This is a genomic window from Parapedobacter sp. (assembly GCF_053550995.1).
The window spans coordinates 1-15,668 of record NZ_JBMQOC010000015.1 but is presented as its reverse complement, the minus strand read 5'-3'; the positions used below and the strand labels follow the sequence as shown (position 1 = coordinate 15,668).

The following is a 15,668-nucleotide window of genomic DNA, read 5'->3' as shown; positions in this document are numbered from 1 at the left end:
TCGCCTTTATGAAAGCGTTTGCAACACTTCACCGGCTACGGAAATAGTTTCTTCAATGTCTTCTTCGGTATGTACGGCACTGATATACCATAGCCCCCTGCCGATGACACGGACACCCCGGTCATGCAACCCGGCAATAAACCGACTTAGTTTGGCTTTATCGCTATGGATAGTATCCCGGTAATCGCGCATGGCATCGAGCGAGGTAAATGCTGTATTGAACATAGGACCCATGCCCTGCACCAACAACGGCTGTCCCGTTTCGTTAGCCGCCGCTCGCAAACCGTCCATGAGCCGTTGGCCCAACCGGAACATCCGCTGATACGTGTGCTGATCGTTTTCTAACACGGTTATGGTGGCCAAGGCGGCGGCAACCGTGGCGTTGCCGCTATTCATCGTACCCGCGTGGATAACACGCGCCGACTCGATTTCTTCCATCCACGCCCGCTTACCTACAACGGCGCTGATAGGGTAACCGCTGGCAATCGCTTTGGCAAAGATGGACAAGTCTGGCGTTACGCCAAAATAGGTCTGCGCCCCCCCCAGTCCCAACCGGAAGCCGGTAATTACTTCATCAAAGATGAGCGCCAAACCATATTCATCGCAGCTATCGCGTAGTCCTTGAAGGAAGCCCTCGGCGGGTGGGATGCAACCGTTGTTACACATCACGGGTTCAGTAATGATAGCGGCCAGATTGGCATGGTGCGCGGCCACGGTCTTTTGTACCAGCTCCAGATCATTCCATGGCAATACTATAAATTCGTCGCGGCTGTGCGTAGCCAACCCGCTCGACCAAGGATATACCGACGGTTCATCTCTGCTACCCAGTGCTTCTGCCGAAGGCGTACTGATACCCCAAGCCACATTATCGAGCCATCCGTGGTAATGCCCTTCAAACCTGAGAAATTTTTGTTTGCCCGTTTTGGCCCGGGCTACGCGCAAAGCGGTCTGCACCGCTTCGGAGCCGTCAAGGCAAAAACGCATCAATTCAGCAGATGGAATAAGTTCATGGAGCTTTTCGGCAAGTTCGATTTCCTTCAGATGCTGGCCGGCGTATAACTGTCCCGTTGCTGAATACTCGGCAACGGCTCCTATCACCTCCGGATGAGAATGCCCTACAATCAATGGTCCCTGGCTCAACGTGAAGTCGAGGTATTCATTGCCATCTGCATCATAAATGCGGCTACCGCTGCCGTGTGTATAAAATATAGCATGGGGATGGTTATACTTCCGGAATTCGGAAGAAACACCGCCGGCTAGTACTTTCCCCGCCCGCTTCAATAGCTGAGCTGATTCCTGATATCGACTTTCGATCATTTTGCTTGAGATACGTTTACTTCTTCCACTGCTGCCGTGTCCTTTGTGTTATACCGGGAGGCTAGTTCATAGATAGCTTTATTGAACTGGGCAAATGCGGCTTCCCATCGCTTTGCGGATGCATCGGTATATGGATACAAACCGCGAAGGTTGTGAATGCCTTTTGCTCCCTGTGCTACCATCTGCCGCATCATTTCGGGCACGTCTTCTCGGTTGCTTAGCCGGGGAAATAGCCGTTTCAAAACGGAGAGGCGATCCGTACCGCCTTCAACAGCTATCCGTTCAAAAATGCCCATCATCGTTACCCAGGCGCCAGCATCGTACCGGAACGCCTTATCAGCATCGGCAAGCGTGGTGTGGCCATGCTCGACAAGCGTAAGCGCCTCGCGGTAAATGGCATACATCAATCGGTTGGTGATAAACCCGCGGATGTCTTTCAAAATCAATGTAGGTTCCTTCCCCCACGCTTCGCCCAGGGAAACCATAAATCGACCGACGGACGGATCGGTCTCTTTACCGCAGGTAACTTCCAGAAAACGCGTAATGTACGCCGGTTCGGCCCAATGGACACCTAAAAAACGCTCAGGATGCGGTACCAGTGCCTGCAATTCGCTGATGGGAATTGCCGAGGTATTGGAAGCGATAATGGTATCGGGTGCGACCGCCTCCGCAATTTGCTCATATACAGCCCCCTTAATCTGCTTATCTTCGATAACACACTCCATCACCAACCGGCAATCGGCCAACTGCCGGTAATCCTCGGCCAAATGAAGGCGTTCGATGCAGGATGCAATACCCTGGGTCAACATGCCCGTCGCATCGGCATGCCGGAACAAATTAGCGATGTGACGCGATGCCTCTTCCTTTTCGCCCGCTATTGGCGCCAATGCAACCACCCGATGTCCTGAAGCCAGCAAAGCAACGACGATGCTGCTTCCCATCAATCCCAATCCAACCACACCCACCGGCATGGATTTCATCGCCTGTGTATCCATAAACGGCTAGCGGAGTTTAACAATGCAATCAATTTCTACGCGAATACCTTCGGCCAACACCGACTGAACGGTAGTACGCGCTGGCCGAATGCCGCTGAAATAGGTACCGTAAACCGCGTTGAAACGCTCGAATTCGGCAATATCGGCCAGATGGACAGTACTCTTCACCACGTCGCCTAGCGTGGCGCCGGCCGCTTCTACGATAGCTTTGATATTATCCAACGTCCGTGTGGTTTCTTCTTCAATGGTGCCTAATACGAACCGGGAGGTTGTGAAATCTACAGCGGCCTGACCACTGATGAACAGAAATCCGCCGGCGATGACCCCGTCCGAATAAGCCCCGGTAATGAAGTTGGCGTCGCGATGCGGGTGTACGATTTTTTGCATGCTCATATACGGTATTTTCTTTTATGGTAATAGCTGAACTAATCAATAAACAAAGGTAGGTTGATGGCCGCAGGGTGTCTATTACATTTATTTGGATTTGTAGTACTATTTTTTAAAATGGATTTGTGACCATGCAAAACCTTAACGCCCCGATAACATCTGCGTAACCTTCATTTCCCATCTTTGCATGCAATGATGGCTTATGTATTGGAATAACCGTTACCTCAACTGATGAATAAACGGAGCGTCGACTTGGTAGTGATTTCTGATGTGCACCTGGGCACCTACGGTTGCCACGCCAAAGAACTCCTGCAATACCTCAAAAGCATCAAACCGAAACACATCCTGCTCAACGGCGACATCATCGACATATGGCAATTCAGCAAACGCTATTGGCCCGAATCGCATATGAAAGTAGTGCGGAAAATACTCAAATTCGTGGCTGAAGGCGTACCGGTAACCTACCTCACCGGCAACCACGATGAAATGCTCCGTAAGTTTGCCGATTTTAAACTTGGATCGCTAACACTGACCAACAAGCTCTCGCTACGCATCGGTAAAAAGCGCGCATGGGTGTTCCATGGTGATGTATTTGATGTATCCATGCAACATGCGAAATGGCTGGCCCGGTTGGGTGCCATCGGATACGATGGCCTTATCCTATTGAACAGCATGGTCAATTGGGCGCTTGTAAAATTGGGACGGGAGAAGATGAGCCTTTCTAAACGCATTAAAAACAGCATCAAGAATGCCGTGAAGTTTATCAACGACTTTGAGGCTACGGCCGCTTCGCTGGCTATCGAAAAAGGTTATCAATATGTTATCTGCGGCCATATCCATCAACCCGAAATCCGGGTGATTGAAACCGAAAAGGGCCGAGTTACCTACCTCAACTCGGGCGATTGGGTAGAAAACCTCACGGCATTGGAATACCACCGGGGGAAATGGCGGATATACCGTTACCAACCCACCGACTACGCGGTTACGCTTCCGGAACCGGACGCCACCGAAAACGACGACTTAGGCAATAAACTTAATATGGAGCTGTTACTCCATATGCTCAAATCGGAACCAGTGGTTTGAAAGGGTTAATCTGAAATGGTTAATAGTCAGTCTGCAATGGTTAGCTGGTGAATTCGGAATTAAGAATTGACAATTAACCACTGACAATTAAAAATAACCATTATAATTGTAACGCCATTGAGCGTACACAAAATGATTGATCAGTTTCGTAAATACACCCCGCTAAATATCCTATTTCTATCTATGGTGGGGCTCGTACTCTGCTTGGGTGTGTTTTTGCATCTGCCCGAGAACCTGATGCCGGTATTTTTCGAACCGGCCATCAGCAATTTCACGGGTAAGCTATCCCCCGAAAACATCACGCCCCAAGCAAACGTGCTGATCACGCTGGTACTTACCATCCTCCAGGCATTGTTGATCAATACCGTGGTCAATCGGTTTAACCTCGTGGGCCGGTCGAGTTTTCTCCCGGCACTGATGTATGTGACGCTGGCAAGCCTCATGTTGCCTTTCCTTGTGCTATCGCCGATATTGATTTGCAACTTTTTGACCATCTGGATGCTTGACAAATTGCTCAGTATTTACCGCCGCACCGAGATCAAACCGTTGATGTTCGATCTCGGCATGATCGTAGCCCTAGGCAGCCTGGTCTATTTTCCTTTTATCGTGATGTTACTGCTGCTGTGGTGCAGCCTGATGATTTTCCGTCCGTTCAGCTGGCGCGAGTGGGTAGCCATACCCATTGGCTTCGCCACGGTCTATTTTTTGCTTGGTGTTGTCTATCTATGGTTCGACCGGATGGATGCATTTTATGAAATATGGCTACCCCTCACGTATCCGTTCCCCACATCCATCCATATCGATATCTACGATTACCTGGTGTTGCTGCCGTTGATAGCCATTCTCGTACTTTTCGTCATTACCCTGCGCAAGAACCTGTTCAAGAGCGTGGTACACATCCGCAAATCATTCCAATTGTTGTTTTGCATGTTCGCACTGGCACTCATCTCGTTTTACCTCAATGCCGATTGGTCCATTAACCATTTTTTGCTGGCAGCGCCACCCATCGCCATCTACTTGACATACTACTTTAGTTATGCCGCGAAGCGCTGGTTTTACGAAAGTATATTTGCATTACTGCTGCTCACCATCCTTTATTTTCAATTTTTCTAATTGATTTATAGGCAGGGTTTTAACCTTTTTTAACAAAAAGGATGGCCGGTAACAATTAAAATTTAAATAGCTTTGCATACATTTTTTGATCATTAAATTTACTGATTGTCAAGTAACAGGTATTTATCGACATCATCGTCCCGTTTTTAAATTAACACATGCAGCACCGCATATCGAAGCTCTTTTATACCATCACGCACATTACCCCTGGCGTTTACGCACTCACTATACTCCTGCTCTTTGCAACCACGGCACAGGCGCAACGCGCCACCACCAGTTCACCGTATTCACGTTATGGGCTGGGTGAAATGCGGGGCGATGCGCTGCCGCAGGCACGTGCCATGGGAGGTATCAGCACCGGTATACGCTACTTGAACGGATATGGCAACATCAACGTCGGTAACCCTGCTTCTTATTCGGCATTGGGCCTCACCACCATTGACGTTGGCTTATTCGGCAATATTACCGAATTGAGCCAAAACAACCTCAGCGAAAACTCGTACAATTTCTCATTGAGCCACATCAACTTCGGCATCCCCTTGGGCCGCCCTGGGGGGATCAGTTTCGGGATCATGCCGTTTTCCGACGTTGGGTTCAGTTATGCCATACCCGGCGCCATAGACACCACCGATATACGTACCGTGTATGCCGGAGCCGGCGGCACTACCAAAGCGTACCTTGGCTATGGTGTGCAGATAACCAAGAATTTCAGCGTAGGCGTAAATGCCTCGTATATTTTCGGTACGCTGGAACGGATAAATTCCGTGGAGTTTCCCGATGATATCGGCGCATTGAATGTACGGACCGACAGCAGCCAATATGTAAAGGGATTCAGCTTTGATTATGGCCTGCAGTATTTCCAGCCATTGGGCAACAATGTTAATTTAACCATCGGATACACGGGTACTGCGGGCTCCCCGCTCAACACCAGTACGTCGCGCGTGATTACCCGGACGCCGACGAGCGTGGAAGATGACCAAGAGAACCTGCCGGTAGATACGATTTCGGCTGAGGAAGGTTTAAAGCAAAAGATTACCATGCCGATGAAGCATAGCGTGGGATTCAGCATTGCCAAAGGGAGCAACTGGTTGATCGGGGGCGATTTCAACTACGCCAAGTGGAGCGACTACCGGGTAGGGAATACCAACCCGCAGTTGACCGACAGCTATGGCTTCGCTATTGGTGGCCAAATAACGCCGGATGTAACGTCGGTGAATTATCTGGGCGTGGTAGATTATCGATTGGGTTTTAAGTACAACAAGTCGCATATCAATATAGACCATCAGGATATTAACCGCATGGCTTTGACCGTTGGTTTCGGATTTCCCCTCCCCTCCCTGTTCGGCACCTCATTCTATAAAATCAACTTTGCCACCGAATTTGGCCAGATGGGCACATTGTCGAATAATTTGGTGCGCGAGCGGTATATCAACTTCAATTTGGGATTTACGCTAAACGACAGGTGGTTTAGACGCAGGTACTATGATTAGCGAACATCATTTAAGGTGATGGGCAAGCTTGGCAAAAATACATGGTTTGCGGGTGTATGCGCCGTATGGGGAGCGGTAATGCTGACCGCCTGCGAGACCGACCTGAAGGAGGTAGACCGGATTGCGGCCATACAAGCAGAAGAGCCCGTGGACATTTCGGTGGGTGTAACGGTAGTATATAGCGATTCGGCGCTGGTGAAAGCTCGGATGACGGCACCGGAGATGCGCCACTATAACGTGGAGGAGCCCTATTATGAGTTCCAAAAGGGTGTAACCATTATATTCTATGATGAAAACCGCGTGGAAACACAGCGTATCACTTCGGATTATGCCATACAGAAAGAGGCGGAAGAGTTGATTGAATTTAGGGGAAACGTGGTCATTACACGTGCCGATGGGTCTGTTATCAAGACAGAGGAACTCATCCACGACCAAGAGGAGAACACCTTTTATAATCACGTACCCATTACTGCTTTCTTTAAGGGTGGCGACAATTTGCGGGGCGATTACTTCACGTCAAACGGGGATTTCACCGACGTCTATATCGACAATTCAACAGCACTGCATTATTTGCAACAGGGCCAAGCCCCTACTTTCCGGTAGTATCCCGCAATTTATTTAACTTTTTGTGCTTTTTTTGATAAAAGTCGTATCTTGCGCCTCGTTTTAAAAATGTGGATACAACCACCTGAAAACAAGAATTTGACACAATAAATAACGGCTTAAAAAAACAGTTTTACACAGGCTATGGGATTGATGAATTATTTACGCAACCGCGCAGGGACGGTAATTGTCGTCTTTATTGGTTTTGCGATAGTTGCGTTTTTATTAGGGGATATTATCAACTACGGTACGCCGTTTTGGGCACGCCACCAGAATCAGGTGGGTAGCATCAACGGCGAGGCGATCGATATCAACGCTTTTAATGCACAGGTAGACCAAACCTCGGAAATGTTCAGGCAACAGATGGGCGGGGGTAACCTAAACCCGCAGATGAAATCATTTGCCGTACAGCAGGTGTGGAGCCAATACCTCAACCGGGAGCTGCTGAAAGGCGAAGTGGAGCACATTGGTCTAACCGTTGGAAAAACGGAGTTGAATGACCTCGTACAAGGCGAAAACCCTTCCATGCAGATACAACAGGCTTTCCGCAATCCGCAAACGGGCCAGTTTGACCGCGACCAACTCAACACCTTCATTTCGCAGGTAAACATGTTGCCCCAAGGCCATGAAGCCCACGGCCAATGGGAAGTACTCTTGCAGAATGTGATCGACGAACGGCTGAGCGCCAAATACACCAACCTCGTTAGCAATAGTATCTATGTCACTTCATTGGAGGCAAATGAAGCCTATAGCCAACGGAATAAGTTAGCCAATTTCGAATACGTACTGCTCGATTACCAATCGGTACCCGACAGCTCGGTGACCCTCACAGATCAGGATTACCAAGAATACTACAACGAGAATAAAGGGGTGTTTACTAACCCCGAGGAAACGCGCAGTTTGGAATATGTGGTATTTGATGCCAGTCCCACTGAACAAGATACCGCGCGTGTACAGACCGCCATTGAGGAACTAAAAACCCAGCTGGCCGAGACAAAAACAGACTCGCTGTTTGCTGCCGTCAATTCCGACACGAAATACCCCTACATCTTCCGGAAAGAGGGCGACCTAGGCCCTGCCTTGGATACGTTGCTTTTTGATGCGCCCGTAGGCACTACGGTAGGCCCCATACTTAGTAACGGCCGGTTTGAAATTGCAAAAGTGGCCGCTTCTTTGGTAGGCCCGGATTCGGTGAAAGCCAGCCATATCCTGCTCAATCCAGCCACTGAAGGTGGTACGGACAAGGCAAAAGCCAAGGCAGACTCCATCAAGGCATTGGTTGAAAAGGGGGAAAGCTTCGCGGCGCTGGCCATCCAGTTCAGTGCGGATGAAGGCAGCAAAATAAACGGTGGCGAACTGGGCACATTCGGACGTGGCAGGATGCTTCCCACATTTGAAGACGCCGTTTTTGGGGCCAAGGAAGGTGAGGTGATCATTACAACGACCCAATATGGCATCCACATCATCAAGGTGGAAGACCAGATCGGTTCGTCGCGGTTTGTCAAAGCAGCCATTATCGATAAACAGATAAACAGCGGCCGCGAGACATTGGAAGCAGCCTATCGACAAGCGACCCAGTTTTTTGGCGCAGTGGGCGGTTCCGATTTTGAAGAAACCGCTACCCAACAGGGGCTGTCTGTGCTCAAAGCCGACGATGTAACGGCCATGGAGACGAACCTGATGGGCACTGAAGTACCGCGTGAACTTGTTCGATGGGCTTTTGAAGCCGATAAAGGTGACGTTACCGACAAAATACACGAATCTGAAAACCACTATATCGTTGCAAAGCTTACCGGCATTCGTGAGAAAGGCCAGTTGCCGCTCGAGGCGGTTAAAAGTGATATCGAGGACGTGGTGCGCAAGCGGGTGAAAGCAAAACAGCTGATCGCAAAGGCCGAAGAGGCCGCTGCGGGAGCGACCGCCCTGGCGCAGATTGGCCAGAAATTAGGCAAAACACCTGCCTTGGCAGAAAATATTGTATTTGCCAATCCGGTAATACCGGGCGTGGCCCAAGAAAACACGGTGGTGGGTACGGTCTTCGGATTGCAACCCAAGCAACCCTCTAAACCCATAAGAGGGTCGCAAGGCGTATACGTGGTTGAAGTGACCGGTTTTGTGAACCCGGAGGCACCAACCGACCTGACAGCCCAAAAGCAACAGCTTTCGCAGTCGCTGTCGCAGCGCATCTGGTCGTTGGCATTCCAGGCATTGCAAGACAAAGCGGATGTGGTAGACAACCGGGCACGGTTCTTTTAGCCGCAGGCACTAAACTTTATTTCGTACCTTTGTATCCGGATAGCGGTTGCCGTTATCCGGATTTTTTGTGATTATGGACATACAAGAAACCATCGTTAATAAAGTAGCACAGAGCGGGCTGATGACCATAGACCTGGCTGATTTCGCCCCAAAGGGTGAACGAGTGGTATACGACATCAAGGACAACCTGTTCCAGGGCCTCATTTTGCGCGAGAAGGATTTCAGGGAATTTGTGAAGGCACATGATTGGGAACAATACCAAGGCAAATATGTGGCAATTACCTGCACGGCAGATGCCATTGTGCCCACCTGGGCATACATGTTGCTCGCCAATCGGCTGGAACCGCATGCAGCAGCAGTCGTTTTCGGTGACCTCGCCACCCTGGAAACCATCCTTTATGAACGTGCGTTGGAAAAACTGGATGTCGAACAGTATCGCGACCAGCGGGTGGTGGTGAAGGGATGTGGCGATATTGAAATACCCGAATCGGCTTTTGTGAAATTCACTGCCATGGCTAGCAAAGTAGCCAAAAGCATCATGTATGGCGAACCCTGCTCAACCGTACCCGTTTTTAAACGCAAAGCCCCTCTAACCAATGGGTAAAAGCGGCATTTTATTTGTATACCCTAAGCTATGAAGAAGATGCTTACCCTCATATGGGCAGTGCTGGGAGCAACTTTTCTGGCAAACGGACAACAGCTCCCCTACTTGAAGGAACCCGCTTTCCAGGCTGGAGAGGAGCTCAGCTACCGACTGCGCTATGGCATGATATCCGCCGCAACGGGGACACTCAAAGTGGAGGATTCGAAAATCAAATTCAGCAGTCCGCACAGCTACCACCTCTCGGCTCGTGGACAGACCTCCAGTGCGTTTAGTATCTTCTTTACCGTAGACAATCGGTATAACTCCTATATCGATTCACGCACCTTCCTCCCACATTACTATACCGAGAATATCAGGGAGGGTAGTTACCGTCGCACGGACATCGTGAGTTTCAACCATCGTACCCAAACGGTTAAGGGGAATAAAGGTACGTTTAAGAGCCCTTCGTCACAGACATTCGACCTCTTATCGGCTTACTATTTCGCACGTAACCTCGATCTGTCCAACGTAAAGAAGGGGCAGTCGTTCAAACTCACCTATTTCCTAAATGATGAAATAGCCACCTTGGGCATCGAATATATCGGGGTGGAAACCATTAAAACATCGCTGGGCACCTTGGAATGCCTGAAGTTCAGCCCTGAAATTAAGCCAGGCCGCATTTTCCGTAAAGATAGCCGCCTGTACCTGTGGGTAACCAACGATGGCAACCGCATACCGGTGAAGGCCCAAGTAGATATCCTTGTGGGGTCGGTAACGCTGGAGCTGACCGATGCGAAAGGCTTGAAATATCCGTTGGGCGAGCCGGCAAAGTAACTTAACACACAACCGACCATGATGATCGAAGTTGGCTCCGTACTGGTGAGCGAAGAATTGATAAAAGAAGAGTTTGTATGTAACCTTGGCAAGTGTAGGGGAGCTTGCTGTGTAGAAGGCGATGCCGGTGCTCCGTTACAACAGGAGGAACTCGATGTGCTGGCCGCGGTATATCCGAAGGTGCAACCCTATATGACCGAAAAGGGTATCGCCACGGTAGAAGAACATGGTACACATGTGATTGACGCGGACGGGGATCTCACCACCCCCTGCGTAGACGGCCATAAAGAATGTGCGTATGTGACCTGGGAAAACGGCATTACCAAATGCGCCATCGAAAAGGCCTATGAAAACGGCGAAATTGACTGGAAGAAACCCCTCTCCTGCCATCTCTATCCTATCCGCACCACAAACTACCCCGAATTTGACGTGTTGCACTATGACCGCTGGCATATCTGCCATGCCGCCTGTGCCCTGGGCCGCGAACTGCAGGTGCCGGTGTATGCCTTTTTAAAGGAACCGCTGATCCGCAAATATGGCCAACAATGGTATGAAGAATTGGAAGAATCCGTCGCGCTGCTCGGTCGAACCTGACCTTTCACCTTGCGCTTAGCACGAATAATAATCGAACCCGGATTTATAGTTATTATGGATTTCTTAGTATCTTGCGCCGTTTTGAAACAGACAAGTTAAATTCATGGCTGCCGACCGTTTTACATGCTCAAACTAAGCGAAATACAAAGGCCCATTGAAGGGGAACTAACAATTTTTGAAGATAAGTTCAAGGAATCGATGCGGAGCTCGGTTCCCCTACTCGACCGTATTACCCATTACATCGTAAAACGAAAGGGCAAACAAATGCGGCCGATGTTTGTCTTTTTTTCGGCGGGATCGTGTGGCGAAATCAACGACGCCACACATCGCGGCGCCGCATTGGTTGAGCTTTTGCATACCGCCACGTTAGTACATGATGACGTGGTAGACAACGCAAATGTGCGGCGGGGCTTCTTCTCGGTAAACGCCCTTTGGAAAAATAAGGTTGCCGTGTTGGTAGGTGATTTCCTGCTAGCCAAGGGTCTTTCGCTCTCTATCCGAAACGCCGATTTCCGCCTGCTTGAAATCGTGACCCATGCCGTGGAGCAGATGAGTGAAGGAGAGTTGTTGCAAATCGAAAAAGCTCGGCGCATGGATATTGAAGAGCATGTCTATTTCGAAGTCATCCGACAGAAGACGGCATCGCTTATTGCCTCGTGCTGCGCGTGCGGTGCGGCCTCTGCCGGTGCCGATGACGCAACCGTCGGACAAATGCATCGGTTTGGTGAAAAAGTAGGCATCGCCTTCCAAATCAAGGATGATTTGTTTGACTTCGGCATCGATGATGTCGGCAAGCCACTGGGCAACGATATTAAGGAAAAGAAGCTCACTTTGCCCCTCATCCATGCGCTGAAGCAGGTCGGCAAAGCCGAGAAACGACGGATCATCAACTTGGTAAAAAACCACAACGAAGATTCGCAGAAAGTAGCCGAGGTAATCGCCTTCGTAAAGGCAAATGGCGGCATGGAGTATGCCACCGCGCAGATGATGGCTTACCAACAGGAGGCTTTTGATATCCTGGCCGACCTGCCCGATAATGCCTACCGGCACGGCTTGGAACAACTTGTAAGGTATACAACTGAAAGAAATAAATAATATGAGCAACGAACTTCTGTTTTTTGGCGGCTTTTTACTTTTCATCGTCCTCATGCTGGCCATTGACCTGGGTGTATTCAGCAAAAGCAATTCGGCGGTAAGCTTTAAGCAAGCGGCCATTATGAGCGCGGTATGGGTATGCTTTGCCTTAGGCTTTTATGTGGTTTTGAGGATATGGGGGCACGAACTGCATAACATCGAAGACTTTGCTCGACTGGAGGAGGTAACCAAAAGGCACCTGCATAACATCCGCCTGATACCGGACGACTTTATGGCCAGCCTGGAACTATACCGCCGTAATCTCGCGCTCGAATACATTACGGGCTATGTTGTTGAATACGCGCTCTCTGTAGACAATATATTTGTGATGGTATTGGTTTTCAGTTCATTTGGCGTACCCACGCAGTACTATCATAAAGTATTGGTTTGGGGTATCATCGGCGCGATCGTCCTGCGCTTCCTTTTTATCTTTCTTGGAGCAGCATTGATTAGCCAATTCGGGTGGATACTTTACATATTCGGCCTTTTCCTGGTATACACCGGCATCATGATGTTCATCCATCGTAACGAAGAGGAAGAAATCGATCCGCAAAACCACGCGGTCGTTAAATTTGCCTCGAAATACTTTTCGGTGTACCCCACGTTCGTAAACGGGAAGTTCTTCCATATGGAGAACGCCAAAAAGTATGTTACGCCCTTGTTTTTGGTCTTGCTGGTCATTGAGTTCACCGACCTCATCTTCGCGGTCGATTCCATTCCCGCCATATTTGCGGTAACCAAAGATCCTTACATCGTATTTTTCTCCAATATCTTCGCGATCCTGGGCCTTCGGTCCATGTTTTTCCTATTGGTCAATATCATCCACAAATTCCATTACCTCAAAACCGGCCTTTCGTTCCTGTTGGTCTTTATCGGGGCCAAAATGCTGTTGCACGACTGGTTGGCCAGTATTGGTTTTACAACCTCGCATTCATTGATCATCATCGTGTCGATATTATTCATCAGCGTGGTGGCGTCGCTCATTTTCCCTAAGAAAGAAGTGCCCCATCAGTAGCTTTGAGACACGCCGGGGAGCAATATCCTAAAACAGCACGTCTCCAATAGCCGGTGTTTTCTCGAAAACACTTTTGGCATAGGGGCATAACGGCAAAATCTTGAGGCCGCTTTCGCGGGCGAACTCCACAGCGGCCATGACCAGCGCCTTGCCGACCCCTTGTCCCGAAAATTCGGGGTTTACTTCGGTATGGTCGATGATAAACTTATGTTCACCGGCCCAGGTATAGGTCATCAACCCCGCTCCCTGTCCGTTTACCACCGCCGTGAACCGGCCCTTTTTACCGTTGTCGTCTCGTTTTATTTCCATTTGCTTCCTTGTTTGCATGAAGATGTGTCACGTCATTCCGTATAGGCTGTGCCCGTGTTCTGGAACAGGAATGCCCATTTATCCGCCTGCTCGGCGATAACCATGGCCGTGGGTTTACCCGCACCATGGCCGGCTTTTGTTTCGATACGGATAAGCACGGGGTTCGGGCCTGTATGGTACTCCTGCAGGCGGGCCGCGAATTTAAACGAATGTGCGGGCACCACGCGATCGTCATGATCGGCAGTGGTAACCATCGTTGCCGGATAAGCGGTTCCCGCTTTCAGCGCGTGATAAGGCGAATAGGTGTGCAGATAATTGAACATTTCAGCATTATCCTCGGCTGTTCCATAATCGTAGGCCCAACCCGCTCCCGCTGTAAATTTATGGTAGCGCAGCATATCCAATACACCGACCGCCGGTAAAGCAACCTTGAACAGCCCGGGTCGCTGCGTCATGGCTGCCCCTACCAGTAAGCCACCGTTGGAACCGCCTGCGATACCTAATTTTTCGGATGAGGTATAGCCCTTGTCAATGAGGTATTCCGCGGCCGCAATGAAGTCGTCAAAGACATTCTGTTTCTGCAGCTTCGTGCCCGCCAGGTGCCACTTCTCGCCGTACTCCCCACCACCCCGCAGGTTGGCTACTGCATATACGCCTCCTTGCTCTAGCAGGATGATGTTGGACGTACTGAATGAAGGCTTGAGGCTGATATTAAAGCCCCCATAGCCATATAGAAGGGTTGGATTGCTACCATCTAACTTGATTCCCTTTTTATGGGTAATAATCATTGGCACTTTCGTGCCATCTTTCGAAGTGTAAAACACCTGCTTAGACTCATATTGTGTCGGATCGAAATCAACGCCCGATGCTTTATATAATTCGGATTTACCGGAGGCGATATCGTATTTGAAAATGGTAGAAGGGTATACATAGGAAGTAAACGAGTAATACAATTCCTTATCTTCCGCTTTCGCGCTAAAACCTCCTGCCGACCCCACATCGGGCAACTCAACCGTACGCTCCAGTTTACCGTTGCGGTCATACTGTAACACCATAGAAGTCGCATCTTTGAGGTAATGGGCAAAAATCTTACCACCACCGGTACCGGCACTAAGCACGTTGCCGGTTTCCGGGATCAAGTCTACCCAGTTTTCCGGGGTAGGGTTTTCCGCACCAACCGTGACGATTTTCCCATTTGGCGCATCCAGGTTGGTATAGATAAACAGCTTATCGCCATCATTGTCAATGATGCTATGGTCTTTTTCAAAATTATCGACCACATTTACGATCGGACTCCCGGGCTTGGATAGGTCCTGGATATACAATTCGCCTCCGCTCGTTGTATTGGCAGCCGTGATTACTAGGAACCGCTCATCTTCCGTGAGATAACCACCGATGTACCTGCGCGGGGTACTCGAACCGCCGAAAATCAGGGCATCGTCGCTTTGCGGCGAATTGAGCTTATGGAAAAAAAGCTGGTGCTGGTCGGTTATTCCCGAAAGCGCGCTACCTTCTTCGGGTTTTTCATAGCTGCTGTAATAGAAACCTTCGTTACCACGCCAGGCCAAGCCGCTGAACTTTACGTCTACCAACGTATCGCCAACCATCGTTTTGTCTTCCGCTCGGATGACCACGACTTTACGCCAGTCGGATCCCCCTTCCGACAACTGGTAAGCAACCAGGCTACCATCGCGTGAAAATGCGATATCCGCCAAGGAAGTGGTACCGTCGTCCGAAAATTTATTCGGATCGAGGAAAACCTCCACGTTGCCGTCGTCGCCTTTCTGGCGATACAGCACGCTTTGATTCTGCAACCCGTCATTCTTATAGAAATAGGTGTAGTTGCCTTCGGTAAACGGTGCGGAAAATTTTTCGTAATTCCACAGTTTTTCCAGCCGCTTATAAATCGCGTCGCGAAAAGGGATTTGTTCTAAATAGGCCTGGGTCACCTTGTT

The 15,668-nt window shown here is 49.6% G+C and carries 15 protein-coding genes; 10 read left to right on the top strand and 5 right to left on the bottom strand.

The annotated features are described in order from the left end of the window. Positions 1–6: 6 nt before the first annotated feature. Genes ACO1NT_RS02470 through ACO1NT_RS02460 form a run of 3 tightly spaced genes read right to left on the bottom strand, consistent with a single transcriptional unit; the run spans position 7 to position 2,705 of the window. Positions 7–1,317: an aspartate aminotransferase family protein gene (locus tag ACO1NT_RS02470; RefSeq protein ID WP_449046812.1), complete on the bottom strand. Its 1,311-nt coding sequence runs from the start codon at positions 1,315–1,317 to the stop codon at positions 7–9. Beyond that, positions 1,314–2,312, bottom strand: a complete 999-nt coding sequence (locus ACO1NT_RS02465) for a 3-hydroxyacyl-CoA dehydrogenase family protein (RefSeq protein ID WP_449046811.1) — start codon at positions 2,310–2,312, stop codon at positions 1,314–1,316. Before ACO1NT_RS02465 ends, ACO1NT_RS02470 begins: the two co-directional genes overlap by 4 nt. Positions 2,313–2,318: 6 nt before the next feature. Beyond that, positions 2,319–2,705, bottom strand: a complete 387-nt coding sequence (locus ACO1NT_RS02460; RefSeq protein WP_449046810.1) for a RidA family protein — start codon at positions 2,703–2,705, stop codon at positions 2,319–2,321. A gap of 225 nt (positions 2,706–2,930) precedes the next feature. On the opposite strand from ACO1NT_RS02460, the gene ACO1NT_RS02455 reads away from it, so the two are divergent. The 10 genes from ACO1NT_RS02455 (at position 2,931) to ACO1NT_RS02410 (ending at position 13,404) form a co-directional block, all read left to right on the top strand. Beyond that, on the top strand, positions 2,931–3,782 hold the full coding sequence (locus ACO1NT_RS02455) for a UDP-2,3-diacylglucosamine diphosphatase (protein ID WP_449046809.1): 852 nt from the start codon (positions 2,931–2,933) through the stop codon (positions 3,780–3,782). 132 nt (positions 3,783–3,914) lie between these two features. Next, on the top strand, positions 3,915–4,895 hold the full coding sequence (locus ACO1NT_RS02450; RefSeq protein WP_449046808.1) for a DUF6427 family protein: 981 nt from the start codon (positions 3,915–3,917) through the stop codon (positions 4,893–4,895). A gap of 158 nt (positions 4,896–5,053) precedes the next feature. Then, the gene (locus ACO1NT_RS02445) at positions 5,054–6,385 is read left to right on the top strand and encodes a hypothetical protein (RefSeq protein WP_449046807.1); all 1,332 of its coding nucleotides are present in this window, start codon (positions 5,054–5,056) and stop codon (positions 6,383–6,385) included. A gap of 18 nt (positions 6,386–6,403) precedes the next feature. Then, the gene (gene lptC / locus ACO1NT_RS02440; RefSeq protein ID WP_449046806.1) at positions 6,404–6,988 is read left to right on the top strand and encodes an LPS export ABC transporter periplasmic protein LptC; all 585 of its coding nucleotides are present in this window, start codon (positions 6,404–6,406) and stop codon (positions 6,986–6,988) included. A gap of 153 nt (positions 6,989–7,141) precedes the next feature. Then, positions 7,142–9,244 carry a SurA N-terminal domain-containing protein gene (locus ACO1NT_RS02435; protein ID WP_449046805.1) on the top strand — a complete coding sequence of 701 codons (2,103 nt, stop codon included), beginning with the start codon at positions 7,142–7,144 and terminating at the stop codon, positions 9,242–9,244. Positions 9,245–9,317: 73 nt separating this feature from the next. Further along, the gene (locus ACO1NT_RS02430; protein ID WP_449046804.1) at positions 9,318–9,848 is read left to right on the top strand and encodes a DUF2480 family protein; all 531 of its coding nucleotides are present in this window, start codon (positions 9,318–9,320) and stop codon (positions 9,846–9,848) included. Positions 9,849–9,878: 30 nt separating this feature from the next. Continuing rightward, positions 9,879–10,661, top strand: coding sequence for a DUF3108 domain-containing protein (locus ACO1NT_RS02425; RefSeq protein ID WP_449046803.1), 783 nt, complete (start codon positions 9,879–9,881; stop codon positions 10,659–10,661). A 21-nt stretch (positions 10,662–10,682) separates the two neighbouring features. Then, positions 10,683–11,255 (top strand): DUF3109 family protein, encoded by a 573-nt coding sequence (locus ACO1NT_RS02420; RefSeq protein WP_449046833.1) that lies wholly within the window; start codon positions 10,683–10,685, stop codon positions 11,253–11,255. A 123-nt stretch (positions 11,256–11,378) separates the two neighbouring features. Beyond that, positions 11,379–12,350 carry a polyprenyl synthetase family protein gene (locus ACO1NT_RS02415; protein WP_449046802.1) on the top strand — a complete coding sequence of 324 codons (972 nt, stop codon included), beginning with the start codon at positions 11,379–11,381 and terminating at the stop codon, positions 12,348–12,350. Between the two features lies 1 nt (position 12,351). Beyond that, positions 12,352–13,404: a TerC family protein gene (locus tag ACO1NT_RS02410; RefSeq protein ID WP_449046801.1), complete on the top strand. Its 1,053-nt coding sequence runs from the start codon at positions 12,352–12,354 to the stop codon at positions 13,402–13,404. A gap of 27 nt (positions 13,405–13,431) precedes the next feature. Here ACO1NT_RS02410 and ACO1NT_RS02405 read toward each other — a convergent pair whose 3' ends face one another. Beyond that, positions 13,432–13,713 carry a GNAT family N-acetyltransferase gene (locus ACO1NT_RS02405; RefSeq protein ID WP_449046800.1) on the bottom strand — a complete coding sequence of 94 codons (282 nt, stop codon included), beginning with the start codon at positions 13,711–13,713 and terminating at the stop codon, positions 13,432–13,434. Between the two features lie 32 nt (positions 13,714–13,745). After that, positions 13,746–15,668 (bottom strand): prolyl oligopeptidase family serine peptidase (locus ACO1NT_RS02400; protein WP_449046799.1); only part of this gene is annotated, 1,923 nt, incomplete at its 5' end.

Excerpts from the sequence above, each read along its gene's own strand:
- ACO1NT_RS02470 (WP_449046812.1), bottom strand. The coding sequence starts at position 1,317 with ATGATCGAAAGTCGATATCAGGAATCAGCTCAGCTATTGAAGCGGGCG.
- ACO1NT_RS02465 (WP_449046811.1), bottom strand. The coding sequence starts at position 2,312 with ATGGATACACAGGCGATGAAATCCATGCCGGTGGGTGTGGTTGGATTG.
- ACO1NT_RS02460 (WP_449046810.1), bottom strand. The coding sequence starts at position 2,705 with ATGAGCATGCAAAAAATCGTACACCCGCATCGCGACGCCAACTTCATT.
- ACO1NT_RS02455 (WP_449046809.1), top strand. The coding sequence starts at position 2,931 with ATGAATAAACGGAGCGTCGACTTGGTAGTGATTTCTGATGTGCACCTG.
- ACO1NT_RS02450 (WP_449046808.1), top strand. The coding sequence starts at position 3,915 with ATGATTGATCAGTTTCGTAAATACACCCCGCTAAATATCCTATTTCTA.
- ACO1NT_RS02445 (WP_449046807.1), top strand. The coding sequence starts at position 5,054 with ATGCAGCACCGCATATCGAAGCTCTTTTATACCATCACGCACATTACC.
- lptC (WP_449046806.1), top strand. The coding sequence starts at position 6,404 with ATGGGCAAGCTTGGCAAAAATACATGGTTTGCGGGTGTATGCGCCGTA.
- ACO1NT_RS02435 (WP_449046805.1), top strand. The coding sequence starts at position 7,142 with ATGAATTATTTACGCAACCGCGCAGGGACGGTAATTGTCGTCTTTATT.
- ACO1NT_RS02430 (WP_449046804.1), top strand. The coding sequence starts at position 9,318 with ATGGACATACAAGAAACCATCGTTAATAAAGTAGCACAGAGCGGGCTG.
- ACO1NT_RS02425 (WP_449046803.1), top strand. The coding sequence starts at position 9,879 with ATGAAGAAGATGCTTACCCTCATATGGGCAGTGCTGGGAGCAACTTTT.
- ACO1NT_RS02420 (WP_449046833.1), top strand. The coding sequence starts at position 10,683 with ATGATCGAAGTTGGCTCCGTACTGGTGAGCGAAGAATTGATAAAAGAA.
- ACO1NT_RS02415 (WP_449046802.1), top strand. The coding sequence starts at position 11,379 with ATGCTCAAACTAAGCGAAATACAAAGGCCCATTGAAGGGGAACTAACA.
- ACO1NT_RS02410 (WP_449046801.1), top strand. The coding sequence starts at position 12,352 with ATGAGCAACGAACTTCTGTTTTTTGGCGGCTTTTTACTTTTCATCGTC.
- ACO1NT_RS02405 (WP_449046800.1), bottom strand. The coding sequence starts at position 13,713 with ATGGAAATAAAACGAGACGACAACGGTAAAAAGGGCCGGTTCACGGCG.